Source organism: Mesorhizobium sp. NPDC059025 (genome assembly GCF_042739655.1).
Taxonomy (GTDB): domain Bacteria; phylum Pseudomonadota; class Alphaproteobacteria; order Rhizobiales; family Rhizobiaceae; genus Mesorhizobium.
In genome coordinates this window covers 127829-152349 of sequence record NZ_JBHYIM010000002.1, presented here as the reverse complement: position 1 = coordinate 152349, position 24521 = coordinate 127829, and the positions used below count along the sequence as shown (strand labels likewise).

33 protein-coding genes are annotated in these 24521 nt (G+C 58.4%); 25 read left to right on the top strand and 8 right to left on the bottom strand.

The window, feature by feature from the left end:
- Window positions 1-420: 420 nt before the first annotated feature.
- The 5 genes from ACFWYE_RS04880 to ACFWYE_RS04860 are packed head-to-tail and all read right to left on the bottom strand — an operon-like array spanning window position 421 to window position 3142.
- Complete coding sequence (locus ACFWYE_RS04880) at window positions 421-957, bottom strand: hypothetical protein (RefSeq protein ID WP_379109963.1); 537 nt, start codon at window positions 955-957, stop codon at window positions 421-423.
- Window positions 954-1283 carry a hypothetical protein gene (locus ACFWYE_RS04875; RefSeq protein ID WP_379109961.1) on the bottom strand — a complete coding sequence of 110 codons (330 nt, stop codon included), beginning with the start codon at window positions 1281-1283 and terminating at the stop codon, window positions 954-956. The genes ACFWYE_RS04880 and ACFWYE_RS04875 overlap by 4 nt, the downstream gene beginning before the upstream one ends.
- A gap of 4 nt (window positions 1284-1287) precedes the next feature.
- On the bottom strand, window positions 1288-1899 hold the full coding sequence (locus tag ACFWYE_RS04870; RefSeq protein ID WP_379109959.1) for a hypothetical protein: 612 nt from the start codon (window positions 1897-1899) through the stop codon (window positions 1288-1290).
- A gap of 36 nt (window positions 1900-1935) precedes the next feature.
- A complete protein-coding gene (locus tag ACFWYE_RS04865) occupies window positions 1936-2550 on the bottom strand; it encodes a hypothetical protein (protein ID WP_379109957.1) in 615 nt (204 codons plus the stop codon).
- A gap of 25 nt (window positions 2551-2575) precedes the next feature.
- A complete protein-coding gene (locus tag ACFWYE_RS04860; RefSeq protein ID WP_379109955.1) occupies window positions 2576-3142 on the bottom strand; it encodes an Arc family DNA-binding protein in 567 nt (188 codons plus the stop codon).
- A gap of 108 nt (window positions 3143-3250) precedes the next feature.
- Here ACFWYE_RS04860 and ACFWYE_RS04855 point away from each other — a divergent pair, with 108 nt between their 5' ends.
- The 10 genes from ACFWYE_RS04855 to ACFWYE_RS04810 all read left to right on the top strand — a co-directional run bounded on the left by ACFWYE_RS04855 (window position 3251) and on the right by ACFWYE_RS04810 (window position 8374).
- Window positions 3251-3460 (top strand): Arc family DNA-binding protein, encoded by a 210-nt coding sequence (locus tag ACFWYE_RS04855; protein WP_379109953.1) that lies wholly within the window; start codon window positions 3251-3253, stop codon window positions 3458-3460.
- A gap of 11 nt (window positions 3461-3471) precedes the next feature.
- Window positions 3472-3912 carry a hypothetical protein gene (locus ACFWYE_RS04850; protein WP_379109952.1) on the top strand — a complete coding sequence of 147 codons (441 nt, stop codon included), beginning with the start codon at window positions 3472-3474 and terminating at the stop codon, window positions 3910-3912.
- Window positions 3909-4166, top strand: coding sequence for a twin-arginine translocation signal domain-containing protein (locus ACFWYE_RS04845; protein ID WP_379109950.1), 258 nt, complete (start codon window positions 3909-3911; stop codon window positions 4164-4166). Before ACFWYE_RS04850 ends, ACFWYE_RS04845 begins: the two co-directional genes overlap by 4 nt.
- Window positions 4163-4420 carry a hypothetical protein gene (locus tag ACFWYE_RS04840; RefSeq protein ID WP_379109948.1) on the top strand — a complete coding sequence of 86 codons (258 nt, stop codon included), beginning with the start codon at window positions 4163-4165 and terminating at the stop codon, window positions 4418-4420. The genes ACFWYE_RS04845 and ACFWYE_RS04840 overlap by 4 nt, the downstream gene beginning before the upstream one ends.
- Window positions 4407-4601: a helix-turn-helix transcriptional regulator gene (locus tag ACFWYE_RS04835; protein WP_379109947.1), complete on the top strand. Its 195-nt coding sequence runs from the start codon at window positions 4407-4409 to the stop codon at window positions 4599-4601. The genes ACFWYE_RS04840 and ACFWYE_RS04835 overlap by 14 nt, the downstream gene beginning before the upstream one ends.
- Window positions 4598-4801, top strand: coding sequence for a hypothetical protein (locus ACFWYE_RS04830; RefSeq protein ID WP_379109946.1), 204 nt, complete (start codon window positions 4598-4600; stop codon window positions 4799-4801). The genes ACFWYE_RS04835 and ACFWYE_RS04830 overlap by 4 nt, the downstream gene beginning before the upstream one ends.
- Entirely contained in the window at window positions 4798-5223 is a 426-nt protein-coding gene (locus ACFWYE_RS04825; RefSeq protein WP_379109944.1) for a hypothetical protein, read from the top strand. Before ACFWYE_RS04830 ends, ACFWYE_RS04825 begins: the two co-directional genes overlap by 4 nt.
- A 73-nt stretch (window positions 5224-5296) precedes the next feature.
- Window positions 5297-6034 (top strand): hypothetical protein, encoded by a 738-nt coding sequence (locus tag ACFWYE_RS04820; protein ID WP_379109942.1) that lies wholly within the window; start codon window positions 5297-5299, stop codon window positions 6032-6034.
- Window positions 6034-7782 (top strand): toprim domain-containing protein, encoded by a 1749-nt coding sequence (locus ACFWYE_RS04815; RefSeq protein ID WP_379109940.1) that lies wholly within the window; start codon window positions 6034-6036, stop codon window positions 7780-7782. Before ACFWYE_RS04820 ends, ACFWYE_RS04815 begins: the two co-directional genes overlap by 1 nt.
- Before the next feature lie 31 nt (window positions 7783-7813).
- Complete coding sequence (locus tag ACFWYE_RS04810) at window positions 7814-8374, top strand: transcription termination/antitermination NusG family protein (RefSeq protein WP_379109938.1); 561 nt, start codon at window positions 7814-7816, stop codon at window positions 8372-8374.
- Between the two features lie 123 nt (window positions 8375-8497).
- Here the strand turns inward: ACFWYE_RS04810 and ACFWYE_RS04805 are convergent, their stop codons facing one another.
- Window positions 8498-8959: a hypothetical protein gene (locus tag ACFWYE_RS04805; protein ID WP_379109936.1), complete on the bottom strand. Its 462-nt coding sequence runs from the start codon at window positions 8957-8959 to the stop codon at window positions 8498-8500.
- Between the two features lie 14 nt (window positions 8960-8973).
- Window positions 8974-9168 (bottom strand): hypothetical protein, encoded by a 195-nt coding sequence (locus ACFWYE_RS04800; protein ID WP_379109935.1) that lies wholly within the window; start codon window positions 9166-9168, stop codon window positions 8974-8976.
- 356 nt (window positions 9169-9524) lie between these two features.
- Between ACFWYE_RS04800 and ACFWYE_RS04795 the strand changes: the two genes are divergently transcribed.
- Entirely contained in the window at window positions 9525-9761 is a 237-nt protein-coding gene (locus ACFWYE_RS04795; protein WP_379110650.1) for a hypothetical protein, read from the top strand.
- Here the strand turns inward: ACFWYE_RS04795 and ACFWYE_RS04790 are convergent.
- Complete coding sequence (locus ACFWYE_RS04790) at window positions 9666-9941, bottom strand: DUF2158 domain-containing protein (protein ID WP_379109933.1); 276 nt, start codon at window positions 9939-9941, stop codon at window positions 9666-9668. The two genes, ACFWYE_RS04795 and ACFWYE_RS04790, sit on opposite strands and share 96 nt — an antisense overlap.
- A 130-nt stretch (window positions 9942-10071) precedes the next feature.
- On the opposite strand from ACFWYE_RS04790, the gene ACFWYE_RS04785 reads away from it, so the two are divergent.
- The 14 genes from ACFWYE_RS04785 (at window position 10072) to ACFWYE_RS04720 (ending at window position 24361) form a co-directional block, all read left to right on the top strand.
- A complete protein-coding gene (locus ACFWYE_RS04785) occupies window positions 10072-10518 on the top strand; it encodes a terminase small subunit protein (protein WP_379109932.1) in 447 nt (148 codons plus the stop codon).
- Window positions 10463-11911, top strand: coding sequence for a hypothetical protein (locus ACFWYE_RS04780; protein WP_379109930.1), 1449 nt, complete (start codon window positions 10463-10465; stop codon window positions 11909-11911). The genes ACFWYE_RS04785 and ACFWYE_RS04780 overlap by 56 nt, the downstream gene beginning before the upstream one ends.
- 220 nt (window positions 11912-12131) lie before the next feature.
- Window positions 12132-13979 carry a hypothetical protein gene (locus tag ACFWYE_RS04775; protein WP_379109928.1) on the top strand — a complete coding sequence of 616 codons (1848 nt, stop codon included), beginning with the start codon at window positions 12132-12134 and terminating at the stop codon, window positions 13977-13979.
- A 14-nt stretch (window positions 13980-13993) separates the two neighbouring features.
- Window positions 13994-14281 (top strand): hypothetical protein, encoded by a 288-nt coding sequence (locus ACFWYE_RS04770; protein WP_379109926.1) that lies wholly within the window; start codon window positions 13994-13996, stop codon window positions 14279-14281.
- A 278-nt stretch (window positions 14282-14559) separates the two neighbouring features.
- Window positions 14560-15324, top strand: a complete 765-nt coding sequence (locus ACFWYE_RS04765) for a hypothetical protein (RefSeq protein WP_379109925.1) — start codon at window positions 14560-14562, stop codon at window positions 15322-15324.
- A 5-nt stretch (window positions 15325-15329) separates the two neighbouring features.
- The gene (locus ACFWYE_RS04760) at window positions 15330-16295 is read left to right on the top strand and encodes a phage major capsid protein (protein WP_379109923.1); all 966 of its coding nucleotides are present in this window, start codon (window positions 15330-15332) and stop codon (window positions 16293-16295) included.
- Window positions 16296-16307: 12 nt separating this feature from the next.
- A complete protein-coding gene (locus ACFWYE_RS04755; protein WP_379109921.1) occupies window positions 16308-16580 on the top strand; it encodes a hypothetical protein in 273 nt (90 codons plus the stop codon).
- A gap of 82 nt (window positions 16581-16662) precedes the next feature.
- Window positions 16663-17439, top strand: coding sequence for a hypothetical protein (locus ACFWYE_RS04750; RefSeq protein ID WP_379109919.1), 777 nt, complete (start codon window positions 16663-16665; stop codon window positions 17437-17439).
- Between the two features lies 1 nt (window position 17440).
- On the top strand, window positions 17441-18145 hold the full coding sequence (locus ACFWYE_RS04745) for a hypothetical protein (RefSeq protein WP_379109918.1): 705 nt from the start codon (window positions 17441-17443) through the stop codon (window positions 18143-18145).
- Complete coding sequence (locus tag ACFWYE_RS04740; protein WP_379109917.1) at window positions 18145-19761, top strand: hypothetical protein; 1617 nt, start codon at window positions 18145-18147, stop codon at window positions 19759-19761. The genes ACFWYE_RS04745 and ACFWYE_RS04740 overlap by 1 nt, the downstream gene beginning before the upstream one ends.
- Window positions 19761-20222: an N-acetyltransferase gene (locus ACFWYE_RS04735; protein ID WP_379109916.1), complete on the top strand. Its 462-nt coding sequence runs from the start codon at window positions 19761-19763 to the stop codon at window positions 20220-20222. Before ACFWYE_RS04740 ends, ACFWYE_RS04735 begins: the two co-directional genes overlap by 1 nt.
- The gene (locus ACFWYE_RS04730; protein ID WP_379109914.1) at window positions 20167-21597 is read left to right on the top strand and encodes a tail fiber domain-containing protein; all 1431 of its coding nucleotides are present in this window, start codon (window positions 20167-20169) and stop codon (window positions 21595-21597) included. The genes ACFWYE_RS04735 and ACFWYE_RS04730 overlap by 56 nt, the downstream gene beginning before the upstream one ends.
- The gene (locus ACFWYE_RS04725) at window positions 21594-21839 is read left to right on the top strand and encodes a hypothetical protein (RefSeq protein ID WP_379109912.1); all 246 of its coding nucleotides are present in this window, start codon (window positions 21594-21596) and stop codon (window positions 21837-21839) included. Before ACFWYE_RS04730 ends, ACFWYE_RS04725 begins: the two co-directional genes overlap by 4 nt.
- Window positions 21839-24361 carry a hypothetical protein gene (locus ACFWYE_RS04720; RefSeq protein ID WP_379109910.1) on the top strand — a complete coding sequence of 841 codons (2523 nt, stop codon included), beginning with the start codon at window positions 21839-21841 and terminating at the stop codon, window positions 24359-24361. Before ACFWYE_RS04725 ends, ACFWYE_RS04720 begins: the two co-directional genes overlap by 1 nt.
- Window positions 24362-24521 lie beyond the last annotated feature (160 nt).

Here is a 24521-nt window from a genome sequence, read left to right as displayed (position 1 = left end):
GAATTACTTGTGGATGGAAACAACGAGTAAAGGAATATCAGGTGGCTGGTGGGCGTATTACTGGATGGCTAATTGCCTCCCTTTGTTGGACTGGCTTGGCCCTGCAACCAGCTTTCGCAGCAAACACCCCATGCAGCGGTCGCAAAGGCGGCATCTCTCACTGCCAGGGCAGAACCTTCATCTGCAATGACGGTTCGGTCAGCGCCAGCAAGCGAAACTGCTCGGCGGATATGGGAACTGCTTCATCCGGCGCGGTGGGACTGCTAAGCGATCCGAGTGCTTCAGAGATGGCACCGACTGCCGGCCAGGGCGAATGCTCATGCAGGGCAGGGCAGTACTGCGTCGGGCCGCGCGGCGGGCATTACTGCTTCACGGATAGCGGACGGAAGAGCTATTTGCGGAAGTAGCAAACGCACCTAGCTACTCCTGAAGCTCCTCATCATCCACGGCCATCCTCAATGAAAAGCTGCGAATGTCCGGTGAGAGGCGAGGATCGCCAAAGGCCTCAATGATGAAGAACTTCAGTCGGTCTGCGATAGTGAGAATGGGCACCAGTCCGCTGGCTGGTATGCTGACCAATGGCTTCCATAGAGACCTAGAGCGGCCGAGATAGCCAATGCTCTCGCTCGACCGAGTTTCATCGACTTCTGGTTCGGTAGGAACAATGGTGAGCTGAACCGCCCGGAGTTTGAATCTGCTTGGACGGATGAGGTTGCCTTTGAGAACAAGGTGACGAAATTCCTGGCGCTTCCAGTCGTCGCGTGAATGAGGATTTCTGACCGCGGACAACGAGTAGTCCCATTCCCAGCTCTCAATCTCAGCGATCAGCTTTGTGGTTTTAGATTCTGGAGGTTCACCGGGAGGCTGTGCGGGCGAGGCGTCGTCCAAGCCTAAGTGCTTTAAGCGCGCTTCAGCGGTCGGACCAAGCTTCTTTTTCTCTGGTCGGTCGTTGGTCAAAACTTTGGTCCCCTTCGCCGGAGAAGATCCAATCGAGGCGCGGCAGGTTTCCGGCGTTTCTTGTCGGAAATAGTCGCCTCAGGTTGGTCCTGCTCAACTTCCGTGGGACTGCTTGATAGGGTCGCCGCCTCCTTGGCGGAGGTCGAGTTCCTCTGCCGAAACAGCTCGGCCTCATTTGTAGTGATGCGAAGTAGCTTCTCTCCGAGCTTAAATGCCTTCAATTCTCCGCTTTCGATCAAGTTGCGGATGTGGCGTTCCGAACAATGCCATGCGTCGGCCAGCATTTTCGGCGTCATAACTGGTGGCAGCGTCGGCTCTTCGGCCATCGTTTCAATCCCATACTCCGCTCCCGGATGGAGGGTCACCTTCCGGATCGTAAAGTTCGTCGGGCTCTGGAAAAAGCCTCTTTTCAGCTAACCTGGCGGCAACGGCTTCCGCCTGTGCTTGTTGAAGTTGCATCACACGCTCCTTCGCCCAACTGACTAGCCGCGTGTATTCAGGAGAGGCACTTGGAGAGGCCAGCAATAGGGCCAACCCCGACTTAAACTCGTCTATCTTCCGCTGAGCAGAGGCCATCTCAACGATGAACGCATCGCGGGCCGCTTCCCGTTCCTTCCGCCTTTTCGCGAGCGCTCGCCTTTCCGAGAGATGCTGAAGATGTGCTCTTCCTCTTTCACCTAGGAAATATGCTGGGGCGTGCAGGACGCGTCTAAGGTTCAGTCCATGCAATGATGGGTCACTAACTGCGGGAAGGACAGGTTTGGATACGCTGTGCCCAGCTTCAATTTTCGCCCAATAACCACGGCCAGGTAACGGTATTTCATGCTTCCGGCAAATCTTAGCAAAACCGTTGTCGGAGAGACCGAACCGCCCGGCCACCTGCGAAATTGGCGTTGACCAAACGAGGTTGTAGATCTCTTCACGCGTGTAGATTCGGGTCACCGGCCGCTGTCCCCTAGCGATGCTGCTTGAGCGTCCTCAAAGGTAACCGCTGCCGCGTCGTCGGTTTAGTTCTGCGAGAAACCCGCGTCCCTTTTTTGTCAAAGTGACTGTCTCGATCTCGTTTTTAGCAGACTTGGTGAACTCGATGAGACCGCGCAATTCTAGGCGCTCCATGGTAACCGGTCCAGCATCGGCGATAGTCGATACATGCTGTGGTTCGGCGGTTCTAGAAACGAGTTGTTCGATCACCCGCCGCTCGCGATGCTCCAGATCGCTACGGAGCAAATCTGTCTCCCATTTTGCCGTGACCTTTGCATGCCTGGCAGCTTTCTGTTCTTTCGTTTCGTTCTTGTTCCAATGCTGCCTATCGGACCGAGCCAATTCGGTCAGCTTGCTCTGGATTGCTATGCCTGGACGATCTTGTGGAGCTGGTTGATCCGGGCGGGCGGCCAGCAGCTCGTCGATCCGGTTTACGGGTTTAACAGTTACCGAAGCCGCGTTCTCAGGAACCAAGCGTACCGCTACATCGCCGATCTGAACGATCGGGATGTATCCAGCGCGGGCGGCGCCTTTGCAAATCGCGGTAATTTGGCGGGCAGTGAGGCCGGGCTTTCTGGTCATCGCACCCAATTTGATAGCAATGAGGGCCATAATGAGAGCTAAGAATTGCAAATAGTTATTTGTAGATACTCCAAACGGAATGGATCAAGCTTTCTGTTAAGTCGAATTCCACTCTGAGTTTTTTGGAGTCCTCGCTGCCTACTTGGTATTCCATAATCTCGACAAGATGCCTCACCGCCGACAAGTACCCTGTCAATGCAGCGAGAAGTATTTGTTTCGGAGGCTCTTTCTTTCGTATTGAACCGTATATGGATCGAAGTTCCCATATATGAGCAAGCGCCGCAGAGCCTGCTTGCTCGGCGAGTTCACGAGAGTTTGAAGTCGCCTTGCGTTTAACGCCATCACCAACGATCAAACTTAGCAGGAAGTCTTCGTCTTTGATCCTGTCGTCAATGAATGATTTGAGCCGCTCCATAACTCGCTCGGCAAACATCACTGGCGCTTCGCTACTCCTGCCAGTGAGGTAGTCTTCGTCCAGCAAGCCGGTTTCGAGACGGGCCACGATCTCAGCGTTCATGGAACGATTATTGGCTTCGGCAGCCTTCTTAAGCCTCTCGCGCATTCCATCCGGAAGGCGGACGATGACCTTGTCTAAGCTGCGGCTCTCGGACTCCTGGACCACGAAAGACTCCCTTATCCAAAGAATATGGCAATAGGCCAACATTTGGCTTGCGGCAATGTCGGCCTTAGGCCATATTGGCCTTAGGCCATACTGTTTAAGGAGCCGTTAATGACGCAATCGAGAAACGCTGAAAAGTACATCATCCGATTTCCGGATGGCATGCGCGAACGCATTCGCGAATGCGCCGCTGAAAATCGGCGTTCGATGAACGCGGAAATTGTCCACTACCTCGACCGCGCTCTTTCGGAGCACGCGCAAACAAAAGGCCCGGCAGAGGCGGCAACCTCTCCGAGCCACGATCACCAGCAACCCCGGTAAGGATAGCAAATATGATGACGGAACATACCCAACCCGACCGCGATCCACAAGCACCTCGCGGGCCGATGACCTGCGCAATCGACATGGACGCACTTCGGCGCATGGACATGAAGGAGCTCCGCGATTTCCGAGCAGTATCGCGAACCGTTGCAGATGTGCTCTGCGGCTTGGCCGGACAGCCACGGTTCAGTGACGACGATCAGGAAGATGGCAGCAACGAAGCCGGACGCCTTATTGACCGGTGGGTGGAGTTCTTCTGCGGGTACGAGCAGGCCGCAATCAATGTCGCTCGGGCCGCAACTCCGGCGGATGTGAGTGAGGCCGAAATGCGCGCCTGGAACCTGGTTGGGTTCGAAGCGGACATGTGCGGTGAACTGCCGGTTGTGTCAGCACTCTCAGCAGAGATTGTTCGCCAACAGATCGTCGCCGAGCGGGAAAGGCGGGCAGCATGAGCATCTCCCGCCGCCTTTTTCTCAGAACCACGGCCACTGCCGGCGTTGCGGCCTCGATCGGTACGATTGCTGACGCCGAAGCCGCACCTCAATCGCCGCGTGAGCGTTTGGAAGCCGCAATAAAAGAGCTGAAGGCGGCCGCTGCCGACCTTTGGCCAAACGCCAATGACTGGATGGTGAGGCTCGACGCAAGCCCCTCGATGCCTTTGCTCATCAACGCCTATGATCCCGATTGGGAGGAGCGCGAAGCATGACCCGCTCTTCAGACCTTCTTCTCCCGCTCAGCCTCACGCTGAACGTCGAACAACTCCAGCAATGCGCATGGCGCGCAACTGCGATCATCAACCTTTGCCGGCGTGTGGCCGACAATCTTCCCGTCGATACGAACTCGGTGGATGCCGGCTCCGATATCAATCAGGCTTTGGCTATGGCCTACGAACTGGTTGGTTTCATTGGCGACCACCTCGACAATGAAGTCAGCAAAGGCGGGTCCAATGAACACCATTGATCCGCTCCTGAGAGCCGGCGAGGTTGCCAATCTTCTGCGGGTGAGCATCCCGACCCTTTATCGCTGGATAGCCGATGGCACGGTTCCCGAGCCGACGAAGCTCGGGAACTCTTCCCGCTGGTCTAAAGCCGAGATCGAAGCTGCGATCAAAGCAGCAAGAAAGGGGAGGGTTGTGCGGTGACCAACGTAGATCCTCCCAACCCGGCGATCGCCGCGCATGATGCCTTCCAAGCTTACGCGCGTGCCAAGCGGAAAGCCGATGCGTCACTGTCGTTCCCGGATTGCCACGACGCTGCCCAAGCTTGGCTGCGGTTCCTGAACTTGTATCTGCCACCGGATCAGAAGATCGTGTCCTCCGACGCTACAGGAGGTCTCGTATGACCTTGCCGAATTTGCTTAAGCTGATCCGCGACGCGGCGATCACTCCAGAACTGTTGGAAGAAGTGGCGACGGCGGTGGATGATTACGTTCGCGCCAACCCTGATCGCAAGCAAGACAGCGATGCTGTTATGTGGGTCACCTTCGAAACCTTCAAAGGGAGGAATCTGTCGCCGCATACCCTGACTGCAATCATGTTCCGGATGGAAGCGTTGAGCCGCTTGACCAAAGCCGGGAAAACCAAAGCCTGGCAACTTGGCGACAAGGACGCAAAAGGCGCTGTCTCAATCAACGTTGCCGTGTTTGCCGCCGCTGCTCAGGCAAAATTGATCCTGTCGAATCGCCGTGGAGTTCCCCCACGGTTTAATCCTGATGAATTTCAGCGCCTTGCCTTGCTTGCGAGCAAGCCAGAGGGCGAAGCCTGAGTGCAAGATGAGCGATCGTGGAGCGCAATGGTACAAACGGGAGCCCCGCGCCTTCTTGGAGGGCGTCAGGCGAATGACTGAGCGAGACATAGCTGTCTATGCGGTCGTTCTCGATCTGATTTACGACGGCGGGCATCAGACGCTCGACGATCCCAAGCATATCGCATCGTACTTTTCAGACGTCGGATCGGCGTCCGTCAGACGCACGATCGACCGTCTTATTGAGGCTGGAAAGCTCGTTCGTGAAGGCCGCTTTTTGACCAACAAACGGGCGAAAAACGAAGGGAAAACTCGGGAAGAACTGGCAGTAAGTCGGAGAAAATCGGGTCATTTAGGCGGCGCTTCTTCCGGGAAATCGCGGGCGAAATCCAACAATGCCAATGCTTTAAGTGAAGCAAGTGCTTCGTCGGAAGTCGCCCTAGATAAGATAAGAGAAGATATAGAAGCTAAGGCTTCTTGTCCGAAACCGGCAAGCCGGATTTCGTACCCGCCTGAATTCGAGGAAGTCTGGAAGGCCTATCCAACCGACAAACTGATGTCGAAGAAGGATGGCTTCAACGCTTGGCGAAAGCTGGCAGACGATGACAGGGACTTGCTCGCCAAATCTCTGGCGGCGTTCAACGCCCATTGCCAGTCCGACCCGACATACCGGCCGGTGCATTTCGTCCGATACGTGACCAGCCGGCGGTTTGAGGGCATGGCAGACGACAGCCGTCCGATGCAGGGTCGGCAGCGGATCGAGGTCAACGGCAGGCCGACCCGCGATGCCAACGGCGACCTAACCCGCGCCGCGCTGTTCGGGAGGGGTTGATGCAGGACACGCGCTCAGCTCTCGCCTCGCACGGCATCCGGCTTCGTGATGACAAGGCCGGCAACCACAAGACCACTTGTCCGAATTGCTCCAGCAGCCGGCGGAAGAAATCCGATCCCTGCCTGTCCGTCAGCGTCGAGCAGGATGGTCGGGCCGTCTGGAACTGCCACCACTGCGGTTGGAGCGGGGTGACTGGTGGAGAGGGCTATCGTCCGGTCCGTGAGCACCGTGCCTATCGCCGACCGGAGCGGATTGCCCAGCCGCAACGTCCCGACAGCCTCCTGGCATGGTTCGCAAAGCGCGGAATCTCCCAAGCGACCGTCGAGAAATTCGGCGTGTACAAAACCCGCCAATGGTTCCCGCAAACCGAAAGGGAAGAGGAATGCATCGCCTTCCCGTACGAGTGGGAGGGTACCCTTCGAAACGTGAAGTATCGGACCGCCGAAAAGCACTTCCGGCAGGAGAAAGATCCAGAGCCGGTGTTCTTCAACGCCGACAGCATCGTCGCAGACGCTGACCTGATCATCTGCGAAGGCGAGATCGACGTGATGGCGATGGTCGAGGCGGGTTTTCAGCAGGTGGTTTCCCTCCCCAACGGGGCGCCGTCAGGGCCGGAAACCAGCGACAAGCGCTATGAACCCTTCGGCACCCACTGGGACGCTGTGATGAAAGTCCGTCGCGTGCTGATTGCCACCGACATGGACGAGGCCGGCGAAGCATTGGCTCAGGAAATCGCGCGGCGTGTCGGTAAAGACCGTTGCTACCGCGTTCGCATGCCAACTCAGGGTGACGCTCAGTGTAAGGACGCAGACGAATGCCTCATCGACCACGGCGCCGACGTTCTGCGCGAATGCGTCGCCAACGGCGAACCCTGGCCGATCGACGGTTTGCATGAGATCGAGGATTTCGCAGTCGATGTCATGGACCTTTACGAAGGAAAAGGGCCACAGCCGCAATCGACTGGGTTCATCGAAGTCGACAAGGCCTTCAAATATGTGCCCGGCCAGTTCATCGCCGTCACAGGCATCCCTAACCACGGCAAGTCGCGCGTGCTGGATCAGATCATCGTCCAGACGGCCCGCCTCAGAGACGAGAAGTGGGCCATGTTCTCGCCAGAGACGGGCGAGGGAAACCACATCGCGGATCTGTGCGAAGTTTGGGTGGGAGCTCCATTCTTCGACGGTCCTACACCACGCATGTCGAGCCGGGATGTTTCCGACGCCATGGCTTGGCTCAACCAGCACATCTATTTGCTCGGGGCAGTCGAGCACACGCCGTCAATCGATTGGCTCCTTGAGCGGGCGCGGGCTGCTGTCGTGCGCTATGGCGTAACGAACATTGTCATCGACCCGTACAATGAGCTTGAGGCGTCACGGCCGGAAAAGCAGACCGAAACGGAGTTTGTTTCGCAGCTAATTTCGAAGTGCAAGAGGTTCGCCAAGCATCACGGCTGCACGGTCTGGATGATCATCCACCCCACAAAATTGCGCGCCGACAGCGACGGCAAAGAGCCTGTACCTGGATTGTACGACCTCGCCGGCAGTGCGCATTGGCGCAATAAGGCCGACGCTGGCTTAGTCGTCTATCGCGACTATGAAAAGGACTGCACGTTCCTGATTTCCAAAAAAATCAGACGCCAGCCGATGTGTGGCCGACCGGGTTCGGTGAAACTCGAATTCATCGGCGCCGATCGGCGTTTCCGAGCGATCCCTGACAGCTATCAAACCCTTGGGAGTGACAGCAGATGACCAAACTCCTGCAAATGCTGAAGGTGCGAGCATGAACTGGTACGCAATTCGTACAGTCCCAGGCTCGCAAAAGCCTCAAAGGGAATACGCAGTCGAAACGACGTCGCTAGACAAAGACGGCAGGCCGCGAGGGAAGGGGTATCGGATCGTCCCAAGCCTCAACCCGAACTATTCCGCTGTGGAACTAGCGCTATCGCGGTCGGGGTTTACCTACTACATGCCCGCCGAAAAGCGCCTGCAGCGCGACAGGCTCAAGCCCTACCTCTGGAAGACGAGACGGTTCGCGTTAATGGTCGGGTACATCTTTGTTCGAGATCCACAGAACTGGAGCAAGTTGCTCGAAACGCCTGGTGTAGTTGGTGCAGTTACCAACGGGGAGGGGAAACCGCTGGTAGTCGACTTTGTCGACATGTTGAAGATCAGATCGGCCGAGGGGGCAGCAGAGGCAGCGTTTGATGATCAGCTCCGCAAGGCTCGCCACAGCCTTCGCAAGGCAGCGAAAAAGAACCCTGATCTTCAGAAGCTGGTCGACGATTTGGATATCCGGGGGACAATGACCGCTGCGCCACCCGACGGGAAACTGGCAGCTTGACAGGGATTCGTTCCTAGGACTAAATTCACAGAAGGTTATTTGCAAGCGACTGGGGAAGCCCCGGCTTGCTCGTGGTTCTCCAGACTGTGGAAACTGCATGAGTGGCGACGCTTCAGTGCGCAGCTATTCTCCGTAGCTTGCGAAATGTAGTTCGAGCTCCCGCAGTACGATCGTCGCGACGTCAGCAACTCTCTCACTGGTCCCATCGTTCTTTTCGATGAAGATGGTTTTTCCCCCGAAAGTATCTTGACCAAAGGCGAATGCCCCAAAGGGGACGCCAGCCAGCACTACCTGCTGATGATTGGAAACAAGACGCGCTCTTCCTTTTAGGGTGCCGTGCTTCAAAGAAAATGCAGCGTCTCTGAGAAGCTCATACTTGGGAATGGCAGTTGCAGCCACATTGCGGAAGTCACGGTCCTCATCTTCGACACGAGCACCAGCCTTCTTGAGTCTGGCGTGAAGAACTCCAACTACGGCGTCCAAAGAAAGGATGGCGTTCACAGCGAGCCGAAAATCATCGTGGGCCGCGGCCAAAGCTTTGACGTTGGGCTTGCAAACGGTTTCAAGAAACTGACGGGGAGTCATCGGTCATCGAATTTCTATGCACCGCGGGCAAAATTTCGCAGATTTTCGAGGCGCTTTGTGACGTCGCGAAACGTCTCCCTCACATAGGAGCCTGTTCCGTCGGTGAAAGAGATGTCTGTACCCTCTTCGGTCGGGAGAAGTAGCTTCACGTTGTCGAAGTTGATCGCGATCATTTGCCCATCATGCTGGGTGAGGGTTAGCCACATCATATGTAATCCTCCGAGCGTAGATGCGGGGCTATAGGGGGAAGATGCTCAGGTAGACGGCAGAAGAGAGGTAACGAACAATTCAGCCGCCAAACCCCACTATGAATGGGATGTCTCTTCCTGCGGATGCGATTGCAGTGGTAAGTGCGGCTCTTCGCGAATCCAAATTGTCCTCGTGGCGCATTGCCTCAAGGCTGGAGCCAGAAATCCGGTATCGGCCGCATTCTTCGCAAATAATCTCTGCGAAATCCCCGATGCGCGGCAACGCTTCACGCGCGGCTTGCCGGCATACCGGACAGTTGTCGTTGCTCCAGTCCATGGACACCTCCCAAGTATCACCTGGCATTAGGAAACCACACATGCCGCAGGTCGACAAGCAGCGCCGCGAGGAAGCGGAGCGGCTGCGTAAGGCAACGCTGGAACGATCTGAGGATGAGGCTAAAAAAGCTTGCTGCTGCTGTCACTGCTCGGCTGGCCAAGCGACGCCAAAAGCAGGCGGCTTAAGGCTCAAGGAGTTTGAGCGACGTAATTGGGAAGACGGCGCTTTCCTTCTTCCAAGGAGTCTTGTCTTGGATAAACCAGTCGCAAGCCGCTGATAACACCCCATAGTTATCCTCAGCCCAACTAACGGTCATTTTCGGTCCCCCAGATTTCAATTGAACGACACTGCCTGGTTTAATCTCGTCTGCCATGTATCCCTCCCATGGAACCCATGTGTAGGAAATCACACATGGCGCGGCGCGACAACCAGTCGCGCAGGATGCCAGTGGCAGCATCACTGCAATAAATAAGCGCTCGCGGCCTATAAATGGCCGATCTGTAGTGTGCCACTGGTCATTGTAGCTCCCCTCCCGATAACCCGCTTCAGGAAATCAAACATGGCTCGTGGAAGCAAGGCGGCACCCAATGGCTAACTCAGGCCGGCCGACAGACTACAGTCCCGCGCTGGTAGGCCTGATTTGCGAGAGGATTGCGGACGGCGAAAGCCTTCGCTCGATCTGCCTTGACGACGACATGCCCGCCAAGGCCACAGTGTTTCGCTGGCTCGCTGCGCATGAGGCGTTCCGAGACCAATACGCCCGCGCCCGCGAAGCTCAAGCAGACACGTTTTTCGAAGACGTGGTGGACATTGCCGACGATGGCCGCAACGACACGTACAAAGACGACGAAGGCAACGCTCGAACCGACCATGACGTTATCGCACGCTCCAGGCTGCGCGTTGACGCTCGCAAGTGGGCTGCATCCAAGCTGAACCCGAAGAAGTACGGGGAAAAGGTTGCCTTGACGGGTGACGAGGGTGGCCCGCTCCAAATCAACGTTGTTCAGCGTGCCCAAACTCGATCTTCCGCATGACTGGGAGCCACGCGCCTATCAAGAGCCGGCGTGGCAGTCATGGCTAAACGGATGCAATCGGCAACTGCTCGTCTGGCATCGCCGGGCAGGCAAAGACGATATCAATTTGCGTATGCACTCTGTCGGTGCATTCAATCGCGTAGGCACCTACTGGCATATGCTGCCCGAGTATGCGCAGGCCCGAAAGGCGATATGGGACGCGGTTAACCCGCACACTGGCAAGCGTCGCATAGACGAAGCGTTCCCGCACGCTCTCAGGGCGAGCACCCGCGAAACCGATATGTTCATTCGATTCAAGAACGGGTCTACCTGGCAGGTGGTCGGGTCGGACAACTTCAATGCCTTGATCGGAACGCCACCTATCGGCCTGACGGCTTCCGAGTGGGCTCTGGCCAATCCAATGGCGTGGGCATATCTCGCGCCGATCCTGGCCGAAAACGGCGGCTGGGCTTCGTTCATTTCGACGCCTCGCGGCAACAACCATCTGAAATCCATGCTCGATCGCTTCAAACACGATCCGGCTTGGTTCACGCAGGTTTTGACGGCGCGGGATACCGGGGCGATATCAGACGCTGCAATTGAGGCGCAGCGTGCAGAGTATGAGGCCCTATTCGGCAAGGCTGTAGCTGATTTGCTGGTGGAGCAGGAGTTCTTCTGCTCCTTCGCTGGCGCAATGGTCGGTGCATATTGGGGCGCGGAAGTCGCCGCGGCTGATGTTGAGGGCAGGATAGGCGTCGTGCCGATCGACTGGCTGCAGCCCGTCCATACCGCATGGGACTTGGGCAAGGCCGCAAACAATCCGATCTGGTGCTTTCAGGTCATCAAGGGCAGGCCCCGGATTGTCGATTTCTACCGCCCGGAAAGCGACGACCTGGCGGACTGGTGCAAATGGCTGGACGATCGCGGCTACCACGGCACGGACTACGTTCCGCATGACGCGGTTGTCAAAAACTGGGGTGACAAGCGGACGCGTGTCGAAACGCTCAAGGCTCATGGCCGCAAGCCAAAGGTTGTCACGATGGCCAGTGTTGCCGATGGCATCAACGCGGGCCGCGAGACGATCAAGCTTGCCGAACTGCACCAGGGCCCCGACGAACGCGGCCAGCGCATGCAGCATGGAATAGACGGGCTGAAGTCCTACCGCCGCGAATGGGACGATGACCGCAAGTGCTTCAAGGAAAGCCCGTTCAAGGATTGGGCGGAACACATCGGATCATCGTTCCGGTATCTCGGCTTGGCCTGGCGCGATGTGGCGCCGGTCTACGTGGCGCCGAAGAAGCCGCAGGGTCCGACCTATGAAGTCAGCAAAGACGGCGTGGTGCGCGCAGACATTGGCGTGCGCGAGGCTGTCGAAGCTATGGCCAAGCGAAGAAAGCGCGCGATGAATGGCTAAGAACACTGGACAGGGCACAAAGGCCGGCGCGGCACTGCGCGAAACCGGCAAGAAGTGGCTTGAGCGGATCAAGGATTCCGAGAAGGCCGAAAAGACCTTTCTCGACGATGCTGCCGTGGCGACAGCGATCTATCGCGGCAAGTCGGCCCAGAAGGCGGGTGGTGATGGCGATACCGCGCCTTTCGATTTCAACATTCTGTTTTCGAATGTCGAAACCATCGTGCCGGCGGTGATCAACTCGGCGCCAGCGCCGGACATTCGCCGCCGCTTCGGCAATGACGATCCTGTCGCTCGCGACCTGGCGCAACTCTTGGAAAGGGCAATCTCTGTCCAGATCGATGACAGCCGGTTGCAGACCGAGCTTGAAGCCATGGCACAAGACGGCTTCCTTGCGGGGCGTGGCATTGTGCGGTTGCGCTTCATGTCCGACTTCGAAGGCGGGGGTGAGACCACCGACGACGAACTTGCCAAGCTGAAGGACGGCGGCGAGGTTGACAAGCAGCCGGCAACGCCAGAACGGGCAGTAAACGAGCGGATCACGTTCGAGGCGATAAGCTGGCGGGATTATCGCCATGGTCGCGCCAAACGTTGGGGTCAACGCCCATGGGAAGCCTATCGCCATACGATCGCATGCGGCGACTATGACGACTTCGCGGACGCGGAACTTGTGGCCAGCCAGGCCGACGACAATGACGAAGCGGCGGATGCCGGCGCCGATCATGAGGTTTGGGAAGTTTGGGAGCGCAAGAGCCGCAAGGTGATGTTCATCGCTGCCGGCGACGGCAAGGTGCTGAAACAGGTCAGTGATCCTCTTGGCCTGTCGCAGTTTTATCCGATCGCAACCCCGGTCCAGCCCGTCGAGGTCAATGGGGATCTAGAACCGGTCAACCCGTTCGCGATCTATCGCAAACTTGCGGACGAGCTGGACTCGACGACGAAGCGCATTCGCGTCATCACCAAGCAATTGAAGGTAAAGGGCTGGTATGGTGTCAGCCCGACCGACGTCCAGGCCGTTCTTGAAGCCGACGACAACGAATTCGTTCCGATCGCGGACGCAGAGGTGTGGGCAAAGAACGGCGGCCTGCAAAGCGCGGTGCTGTTCTGGCCAGTCGAAAAGCTAATTGTAGTGTTGGCGCAGCTCTACGGTCTGCGCGACCAGACGAAACAAGCCATCTACGAAATCACCGGCATTTCGGACATCGTTCGCGGTGCTTCGAACGCTGCCGAGACCTATGGTGCGCAGCAGATCAAGAGCCAGTGGGGTTCGCTGCGTATCCAGAAGATGCAACGCATGATCGAGCGGGCATCGCGTGACCTGTTTGTCATGATGTCCGAAGTGATCCCGGCGAAGTTCTCGCTAGAGACGTTGCAGAAGATGACTGATGTTCAGTTGCTGCCGGCAGCGCAGGAACAGACGCCAGTCATGCCGAAGCCCGTCCCCCAGGGATTGCCGCCTGAACAGGCCGCCCAGGCACAGCAGGCGGCTATGCAGGAAGCGCAGCAAGCCGAACAGGCACGGCAGGCGAAGCTTCAGCACCTCATGCAGCTTCAGGCGCTTATGCGGGAAAAGGTGGCGACGTACTACCGGATCGATGTCGAGAGCGACAGCACGATACGAGCGGACGTGACCAGCAAGAAACAGGAAGCCACCGAGTTCATGCAGGCGTCGGCGGCATATTTCGGTGCTGTCGGCCCGATGGTGCAGCAGGGCGCCTTGCCGATGGAATTGGCCGTGGAAATCTTCGGCTCGTTTACCCGGCTGTTCAATCTCGGCAAGACGGTTGAGGACGTGCTGGACGAATTGGTGAAGATGGCAAAGGCCAAGGCCGGCCAGCCGCAGCCGAACCCACAAGCCGAGCAAGCGGCGGCGGACCAGAAGGCAAAGGCGGAAAACGCCAAGGTCGACCAGCAAATCAAGATCGAGAACGCCAAGACCGATCGCGAGATTAAGCAGCAAAACGCGGCGCTCGATCTTCAGATCAAGAATGCGGAACTGCAAATCAAGACTGGTCAACTCGCCCTGGTGCAACGGCAGTTGAACATGCAGCAGTTCGGCATGGCCGGATAATCAGGACTTCCAACATGGTTCGTTACGTCTTCCGCGACGGTCATTTCCGTGACCGCCGTACCGGCACGCCTATGGACGTTCCGGCCGGCCCGCTGACTGTGCCGAACATCACCAAGCCCATGCCGGAATATGCGAGCCCGGTGACGGGCCGGATGATCACCACGCGCCACGAGCGACGGGAAGACATGAAGCGCAACAACTGTGTCGAGGCAGGCGACATGCCGTCGCCCACCGGCGGGAAGATCAGGAACAAGGCTTTTGCCGCCAAGCGCGGCCTTACTGTGAGCGAGGAATATCGATGACAAATCTTATGGAGACTGCACCCGCGCCAGATGCCGCCGCCGTTACGGCTAGCGTTGAGACCGTGACAGATGACGCTAGCCTTGGCGCGGTATGGGATCAGCACCAGCGCGACAATGGCGCGGGCCGCGACGAGGCTGGCAAATTCACCAATGCGAACGGCGCACAGGCGCCTGATGGTTCCTCCCAGGAAGGTGAGGAAACGGGAGAGGCACAGGCACAAGCGGCGGTTTCCTCGCCCGCTGCCCAGGCTGTGCCTCTCCCGGCCAACTGGGGCGGCATGGATGCCGATTGGGTGAAAATCCCGGCAGACGTGCAAGCCAAGATCGCGGCCCGCGAAACCGAGTTGCACACCCGCATGTCGGAGCAGGGCCGCCAAATCGGCGGTTTCAAGGCATACACAGAGATTTTCGAACGCAACGCCGATCTGCTGGCAGGCAAGACCAAGCCCGATGGCTCGGCACCAACCATGGCCGATGCCGTTGACTTCCTTTTCCAGGCACAGCGGCGGCTGGACGAAAATCCAATTGCCGCGCTGATCGATATTGCCGACCGCTACGGCGCCCGCGACCATCTCGCGGCGGCGCTCGCCGGTCAAATCGCCATTCCTGCCGATCGTCAGCGACAGACGCTTACCGAAGCGGATGTTACCCGGATTGTCAGGGAAAGCTCGGAACATGACGCCACACAGCGCGCCGCGAACGAGGAAATCAGCCGCTTGGCCAAGGACAAGCCGCTTTATGCCGAAATCGCGGAAGACGACATGGTGCATGCAATCTTCAAGGCACGTAACAGGCTTGGCGACGCCGCTTCGAATGAAGCCGTGTTTGACCTGGCCTACGACATGGCCGTCAACGCAGACCCCGACTTGAGGACCAAAGCAGCCGCCGCAAAAAAGGCCGCCGCCGAAGACCCGAAAAAGACGGCCGATGCGAAGCGCGCGGCTTCCGTCAACGTGACTTCCACAGCAACCGGCCAAAACCGGCAGTTCACCGAAGATGAGCTGTTGGGACAGGCTTATGACGAAGCACAGAACAGGAGTTAGACCCGATGGCTGGTCCCTCTACCGTGTTCACGCAGATGGTTTCGACCACCCTGCGGAACGCCGCGACGGAAGTCGCGGACAACGTGAGCAAGAACAATGCCTTGCTCGCCCGACTGAAGAAGAAGGGCAACATTCGCAACCTCGACGGCGGCACGGAAATTCAGGTGCCGCTCGAATACGGCGAGAATGGCACCTATCAGCGCTACGGCGGCTATGAGACGTTGAACACCAACGCTTCTGACGTGGTGACCTCCGCAAAGTACGATTGGGCGCAGATCGCGCTGCATGTCGTGTCGAGCGGTCGCGAGCTTCGCCAGAACTCCGGCAAGTCGGCCATGATTAATTTGGTCAAGACCAAAAAGAAAAATGCGCTGCACACCGCAGCGAACAACTTCTCGATCGACCTCTATTCCGACGGTTCGCTGTCCAACCAGATCGGCGGCCTTGCCAACATCATCCAGTCGAACGGCCAGGGCACGGTCGGCGGCATCGATTCGGCACTGTGGCCGTTCTGGCGCAACAAGTTCCGCGAGATCCCCGGCACGGACGCCTACACCAAGGACACGATCCTCGGTGAAATGAACCGCCTCTGGATGGCGCTGACGCGCGGCACCGACACGCCCGACCTGATCACGTTCAGCCACGACCTGTTCTCGGTGTATGAAGCATCGCAGCAGCAGTTCCAGCGCTATCAGGACGCCGACCTCGCCCAGACCGGCTTCCTGTCCTACAAATACAAGACCGCCGACGTGATCTTCGACGACAACACCAACTTCGCCACCAATGCGGAGAAGGGTCTGTTCCTCAACACCGACTATTTCTACATCTTCCAGCACAAGGAAGCTCAATGGTCGCAGGATGAGGAGAAGAAACCCGTCAACCAGGACGCCGTTGTCATCCCGTACTACTGGATGGGCAATGTCGCCTGTTCGAACCGTTCGCTGCAGGGTGTCCTGCTCGACGCGGCGTAAGGAGACGCGACCATGACTTACTCTGTCACTCCCATCATCGGCCTCCGCATCGGCGAGGTGATCAAGACCGGTGAAGATGCAGGCGGCTTCCTTGGCACGGTCGTGACCGGCAATGACGGCCACGACTACATTCTTGCCCAGGCAACCGGCAACATCGCCAACGCCGCAACGGCGGTTCTGACCGAACCGGCCATGACCATGGCGTCGGGTGCCGGCGCCTGGACGAATACGAGCCCGGCGCTCGTTTCAGGCGACCGTGCCTGGTTCAAGAAGACCGCGATCTAAAATCTAAATCCTTTCCGAAAACTGAGAGGGCGGGCCTTTGGGCCTGCCCTTTTTCGCACTCACCTTCCAAGGAGCAACGACAATGGCAGACAATGGAACGCCGAATATCCGTGTGATCGGTTTCAGGACCACATACGAAAAGCTGCCGGTGCGCGGCGAAGACCCGCTGAAGGATAAGACCGACGCGCACGGGTTCCTGCTGAACGATGCCGGAAAGCGCATCATCGAGCCGCAGGAAGTCGACTGGGTGACTTATGCCCCGGCCCATTCTCCGCTCGGAACCCACAACGTCGAACGCGTCAAGCACCTGAAGCCGGACCCGAACAAGTTCGGTGACGATATGGACGGCACCAAGTTGGCCTACGCAACGGCGCGCTGGGAGCAGATCAGGCCAGCCTATGAAGCGTGGAAGGCCGGCAAGGAATTGCCGACCTCGGGAACGCCGCTCACCTCCTGGCCGGCGCTCAACGAAGAGCAGGTAAAACTCCTGCGTCAGGTCGGCGTGCAATCGGTCGAGGAAATCCGCGACCTGGCAGAAACGCAGATCGGCCGGGTTCCCCTGCCGAACATGCGCGAGATGATCAAGCAGGCCGCCGTATTCCTCGGCAACCTCGACACTTCGGCAGCGGCCGAGCGCGAGGCGCGCAAAGACGAGGAAATCGGAGACCTGAAAGACCGCCTGGCCGAACTGGAAAAGCTGCTCGACAACCGCACCAAGCCGGTGACGCAGCCGTCCAGCGATACGCCGGCCGATGATGAGGTGGCAGGGCTCCGCGCCGAACTCGACGCCAAGGGCATAGATTATGACAGGCGCTGGGCAGCTCCGAAGCTGCGCGCAGCTCTGGAAGAGGCCGCATAAGATGGCCATCAGCGACGTTCTCAAGAGCGTCTGCGTAGCGGTTGGCGACAGCGCGCCGACCGCTTTCTATTCTGCTGCTTCCAGCACGATACGGAAGTGGCAGGAAATGCAGATGCTCGCCAATCAGGCAGCGTTGATGATTGCCGACGCCTACGACTGGCAGGCGTTGCGCAAGATTGCGGAAATGACCGGGAACGGTACGGCCGAAGCATTCACTTTGCCGTCCAGCTATCGGCGGATGCTGAAGAAAGCGAGCGTCTGGTCATCCCGATGCCGTTGGGACATGACCCACATCGTGAACAGTGACGACTGGCTGTCGTTCGAGTTCACAACCATTGGTCCGCTCTATGGCGCCTGGACAATCTACGGCGAAAAATTCCACGTTCAGCCGATCATGCAGACCGACGAAAAGGTCAAGTTCTTCTTTGTCTCCAGTCAGGCCGTGCGCGCCTCAAATGGCGACCCCAAGACGGCCTTCAGCGCAGATACCGATACATTCATCCTGGATGAGAATGTGCTGAAGCTGGCGATTGTCTACCTCTGGAAGCAACTGAAGGGAGAGGATTTCGCGGCAGAGCTGGCGGACTACGAAATTGCCGCCGATCAAGCATATGACAGCGACGGCGGGTCCAAGCCGATCCTTTCGGGCAATTTGCCCGTCAATTGGCGTGGGCGCACGGTCTGGCCCGGCAAGGTTTCCGGCTGATGAAGAGCGCATACCTTGCCCGTCTGTCGAAGCCGGGGCGTGCCCGGCGCTCGGATATGGTCACGCTGTCGTCTCCGATGGCCGGGTGGTTCACCGCCGGAAATCTCGACGTGATGCCGGTGGCGACGGCGCAACGGCTCGAAAACTGGCGTCCAACGGCGACAGGTATCGTTCAGCGCAGCGGCAGCCGGAAATACGCCAAGGTAACAGACGGTGCTTCGCCGGCTGTAAGTTTCATCACCTACAACGCGACACTGAAGAAGCTCTTTGCGGCTTCGGCTACATCGATTTTCGACATTTCCGTTATTGCCGACCCCGAAACGATCCCGGTTGCAGCCGTTAGTGGGCAGACAAATGGCTACTATTCGTTCGTCAATTTCACCACCAGTGGCGGCGAATACCTTACGGCCGTCAACGGCGCCGATGCCCTTCTGCTCTATGACCCTATAGGCGGGTGGAAGAAGATAACGGGTACATCAACGCCGCTGGCCATCACCGGCATTACCTCGACAGCCGAACTTTCGTCGGTATGGGTCTACAAGAACCGGCAGTTCTTCACTGGCCAAGGCATGCTTGCCTATTGCTTGCCTGTTAGTTCCGTCGCGGGTGCTTTGACGAAGATCGATCTGAACGGTGTGTTCCAGCGTGGCGGCCGTCTGATGTTCGGCGCTTCGTGGTCTCTGGATGCTGGAGACGGCCTGGACGACAAATGCGTTTTCGTAACGACGCAAGGTGAAGTCGCTGTCTACGAAGGCAATAATCCGGGCGATCCCAACAACTGGCAATTGGTTGGGCGCTATGACCTTGCCGCGCCTCTTGGTCCGCGCGCTTTTATGCGTTCCGGTGGGGACCTGCTGATTGGAACGGAAGTGGGGCTTTTGCCTATTTCGGCAGCGGTAAGCAGCGATGCTTCCATTCTGGAGCAAAATGCAAAGAGCCGGGCAATATCGCCGGATTGGCGCAAAGGTGCTGTGACCAGGCGCACCCAGCCATGGGAAATCGTGAGGCACCCGGAGTTGGGCTACGCAATCGTTTCATTGCCCGGTGTCACCGCCGCGCAACCTGGTCTTTGTTACGTGATGAACACTGAGACCGGCGCATGGTGCAGTTATACCGGCTGGGATGCGCGCTGTCTCGCTTACCACGACAAGACGCTCTATTTCGGGACGCGCGACGGCAAGGTCATGATTGGCGAGGCCGGTGGCAGCGATGATGGGCGAGCTATTTATTATACGTGCGTTGCCAACCCCGATCATCTGGGACAGCAAGGGGTTTGGAAAACGGTCCATCTTGCGCAGGCGAAGTTCAAGGCGGCAACGCCTTTCGATGCGCTTATTTCGGCGTCAACAGACGGCGCGGTCGAACTTCCATCCCCTCCAGATGCTGCTGCCGATAGCGGCACAGGAAACGCATTTTGGGATACAGGGAAGTGGGACACTGCGAAGTGGGACACTGGGTTTGCGTTGGCGGGAATATCCTCGGTCAAGGCGTCGATTGGCAAAACCGGCTCGACCGTCCAGTGGCAATTGCAGGTGACTGGATCACAGACAATCCGGCCTGTCGTTGAGTTGGTCAGCATCAACCTTTCATTCGAAAACGGGGCGCCGCTGCTCTGATGCTTCCATTTTGGGGGTATGACGAGGCCGTCGCGGCATGGGTCGCGGAGCATATTCCGGGCTGCGCGCGGGGTTTTGAGAACTGCCGCGCGCTTGGTGTTCTCGATGGGGAGCAATTGGCGGCCGGTGTGGTGTTCCACAATTGGGAGCCGGAACACGGCGTCATCGAACTTTCGGGCGCGTCGACAACGCAGCGGTGGCTTACCAAGCCTGTGCTTTGGCAAATGTTCGCCTATCCGTTCCTCGGCATCGGCTGCCAGTTGGTCGTGATGCGCGTTTCGGAGCGCAACGAACAGTGGAACGGGCGAGGGCTTCCCCGCCTGCTCAAAGCTTACGGGTTCGAGGTAACGCCGATCGCGCGCCTCTATGGCCGACACGAGAACGGCCGCCTGTTCTCGCTGACTGATGATGCCTGGCGGGCAAACGGATTTCACAAAAAGGAGCTTGCGAACCATGGGTAAGCCGAAAGCACCGACGCCGCCCGATCCCAAGGTCACGGCGGCTGCTCAGACAGGTACGAACGTTTCTACAGCGATGGCCAACGCGGCACTCGGCAACGTCAATCAAGTGACGCCGTACGGCAATCTGACATACAATCAGAACGGCTATCATTACTTCACCGATCCAACGTCTGGCGCCGTCTACAATGTGCCGACCTATACGGCGACACAGACGCTCAGTCCGTCACAACAGGCCATCTTTGACCAGTCCCAGGCTGCGATGGGAAACCTTGCCAAGATCGGCAACCAGCAATCGGCGTTTCTTTCCGACTATCTCAACAAGCCGATGGACTTCAACAATCTGCCGGCTGGCGGCGATGCGTCGAAGATCGGGACGCCCCAATATCAGCAATTCCAGGGCGGGCCGCAGATGCAGACGCAGATTGCTGACGCAGGGGGCATCACGAGGGACTATGGGCCGAAAGACGGCTATGCCGGCAACGTCCAGCAAGTCCAAGACGCGATGTTCTCGCGCCTCAACCCGCAGATCGACCGGCAGCGTGCCTCGCTGGAAACCTCGCTTGCCAATCAAGGCATTCGGTTGGGTTCGACCGCCTATGACACGGCCATGAACCAGTTCAATCAGGGCCTGAATGACCAGCGCACCTCGGTGCTGCTGGCATCCGGCCAGGAACAGAGCCGGCTTGCCAATCTCGACGCGCAGCGCGCCGGCTTCCAGAACGCCGCGCAACAGCAGCAGTTCATGCAGAACAGTGCGCAGGGCGAATTCGGCAACACCGCCAGACAGCAGATGTTCCAGAACCAGAACAGCGTGACCGGGCAGAACAACGCACTGCAGGACCAGCGCATGAATGCCCAGCTCGCGCAGTTCAACGCTGCCAACCAGCAGCGGCAAATGGCTTTGCAGGAAGCCTATGCGCGGCGAGCCCAGCCGATCAACGAAATCAGCTCGCTTCTAGGGAACACCCAAGTTCAGCAGCCGAATTTCGTCAACGCCAACATGCCGAACATTCCGACAGTGGATTATGCCGGGTTGGTCAATGAAAATTACAATCAGCGTATGGGCGCCTACAACCAGAGCATGGCCCAGCGAAACAGCCTGCTAGGCGGTCTGTTTGGCCTTGGCGCTGCCGGCATCATGGCGTCCGACCGCAGGGTCAAAAAAGACATCAAGAAGCGGGGTCGCATTGATGGCGCCAATATCTATGAATTCCGGTATCGCGGCGAGGATGGCGACGCGCCGAAGCATATCGGTGTGATGGCGCAAGAGGTCGAAAAGAAGCGGCCTGACGCGGTGATTGAAATCGGAGGCGTCAAGCACGTCGATTATGGCAAGGCGCTACCCGGTTTGCTCGGATTGGGGGCGGCATCGTGAACGGCTTCATTTTCGACGGCAACAAACCACGCCAGCCACTTTCGCCTGACGAACAGCGCGCGCAACAGATGGCGCTCGCCATGAACATGCCGCAAGGGCTCGACGGCGGCCTTTCGGCGATCGGGCAGGCGCTGATGTACCGGCAGAACAAGAACGGCAGTTTTCCGGCGGCCCCTGGCGCAAGCCCGCTGTCGGGGCTGTTCGGACTCGGCGCGAAGCTCACCAAGGGAGGGCTCTACTGATGGTTCGATCGTTCATCTTCGGCAAAGGCCAAGAATACAAGACCCCCGAAGAGCTGTCGAAAGCGCGGGCTGTGGCAAATGCCATGCTGCTCAATCGAGAAACGCCGAAGGATGTTGGCTCTGGCCTCAATGCCATTGGTCAAGCGCTCATGTATCGCGCCATGATGGGAAACGTTGACGCCAGCGCCAAAGCCAACAGGGAAGGCGCTGATGCGGTATTCAATCCTGTGGTCGCATCGCTTGGCGGACCAGGCTCCTTTCCGGCTGCACCGGGCTCCCAGAAAGTCAGCGACGCCTTGTTCGGGAAATCGACGCAGAAGGCGGAAAATCCGAACTTGCCGAGCCGGTTTGATTTTGCGGACAAGGGCAATATCGCCAACGGCATCCGCGACACAGCATCGGCGCTGGGAATTGACCCCGTGGACCTTGGCACGGCCATTTCCTACGAGACGGCAGGAACGTTCAACCCGACAAAGCGTGGCCCAACCACGCAATATGGGCAGCATCGCGGGCTGATCCAGTTCGGAGAGCCGCAGGCGCAGAAGTACGGCGTGGATTGGAGCAATGCGGTTGACTCTCAGCTAGGCCCAAACGGTGCCGTGGCAGGCTACCTGCGCGACGCGGGGGTCAAGCCAGGCATGGGTATGCTGGACCTGTATTCCGCTATCAATGCCGGCCGCGTTGGACGATACGACGCATCTGACGCCAACAACGGCGGTGCGCCCGGAACGGTGCGCGACAAGGTTGAGCAGCAGATGGCCGGCCACCGCCGGAATGCGCTTGCTCTGTTGGGGACAGATCAGCAGCCAGCCGTTGCTGCAGTGAACGCGTTTGCCAATGGCCAGCAGCCCCGCCCAGCGGAAATGGGGCAGGCTGATGTTGAGCGCTTCCGTAACGCTCCCCGCCAAGCCGACGCCGTCGCCTACAACGGCCCCGGCTCAACGATAAATCCTGGCGATGTGCTTGCTATGGAGGCCGAGCGTAAGGCGCGCGAGCAGGAAGGCTTGGACGCGAACACTCCGCAATGGGTGCGCGACATGATTAACGGCAGCCAAAATGGCCAGCAGGTTGCCAGTCTTGACCCGTCCATCGGCATGGCGACGGCGCGCACCGTGCCGCTTCAGCCCGGCCCGATGTCGAGCGATCCGGCCCATCAAGCATTTGTTAGTCGCATGACTTCGCCACGACCGATGAGCGGTGGTGCTCCAATGCCGATGCAGATGGCAGCCCAGCAGTTGGCCGCGCCGCGGCCGCAGCAGATCCCACCACAACAAATCAATGCGCCAATGCAGGTCGCTCAGGCTGGCCAGCCAGACTTGTCGCGCCTGCCAGCCTCTGCCGGTGGCACGGTGGATGCATTCAACGCCTCGCAAGGTCCGACGCTGGAGATGCTTGCCCGGGCGGCGGCAGATCCGAACTTGAATGATGGTCAGCGCGCGGTCGTAAACATGCTGCTGAGCGAGAGAATGAACCAGCAGAACGACCTCCGCGAAACTCAGGCCGCACGCAACAACTGGCTTTTCCAGCAGCAGTATCAGGAACAGGCGAATGCGCGAGATCCGCTGAGGCAGGCTCAGATCAACAATCTGAACCGAAAGACCGAGAACAGCGACAATTTCAAAGTCGTCGGCAATCAGCTTGTCCGGATCGGGCCAAACAACGAAGTGATCAACGTCACGCCGGCAGCAACGGCACAGACGGGAGGCGCATCGATCAACCTCGATACGCTTCCAGCCATCGGGGTGAACGACACCGGTTTGCCGGATCAATCCGCGCAGAATGATTTCCTGAAGCAGTTGCCGCCGTCGCTCGCCGCACAAGTGCAGGGCATTGCCGACGGCCGCATAGACCTCAGCAAAGTCACCTCTCTCCGGGGCGGTGAAAGGCAGGAACTGGCCAAGATTGTTTCGCTGTATGATCCCACCTGGGACATGTCACAGACTGGAGCTCGAGCCGCAACCCGGAAGGATTACGCAACCGGCGAAATGGCGAAGCTCGCGGCATCCACCAACCTGGCTATCCAGCACATGGGCGGGATGGTCGGAGAAGCGGAAAAGCTCAACAACACCGATTATCCATCTTGGAACACGGTCAAGAACACATTCGGTCACGGCACAGGCGATCCTGCGGTAAGGGCGTTCGAAACCTATCGCCTTGGCGTTGCCGACGAGTTGGCAAAGGCTTTCAAGGGCGTGGGTGCTCTCAACAAGGAGGAGGTGGAGCAGTGGCAGAACGCTATCAGCACCAGCAGCTCGCCGGAACAACTCAAAGCAGCCGTCACCTCAGCGATGCACATGCTGGCGGCTCGAACTGAAACCTACAGCCAGCGCTATCGCAATGTGATGGGCGCCGATGCACCGAAATTCCTGACCGGCGCGTCCGTCAAAGCTCTTGAAAAAATTGGCATCGACCCTGCCGAGATCGACCCGCGTTTCGCTGTCAGCACCGAAACGGTGCCACCACAAAAGAGCGGCGGCGGTCGCAAAACGTCTGGCGGTCTCAACTGGAGCATTGAACCATAATGCCAACGCTCAACATTCAAGGCAGGCGCATCAAGGTCGACGATGCTTTCCTGTCCCTTTCACTGGAAGAGCAGAACAAGGCGGTTGATGAAATCGCCAAGTCCCTGCCGGCCGTCGAAGCCCCGAAAGCTCCGGATCAGCAGCAGGCGCCAGATCCGCG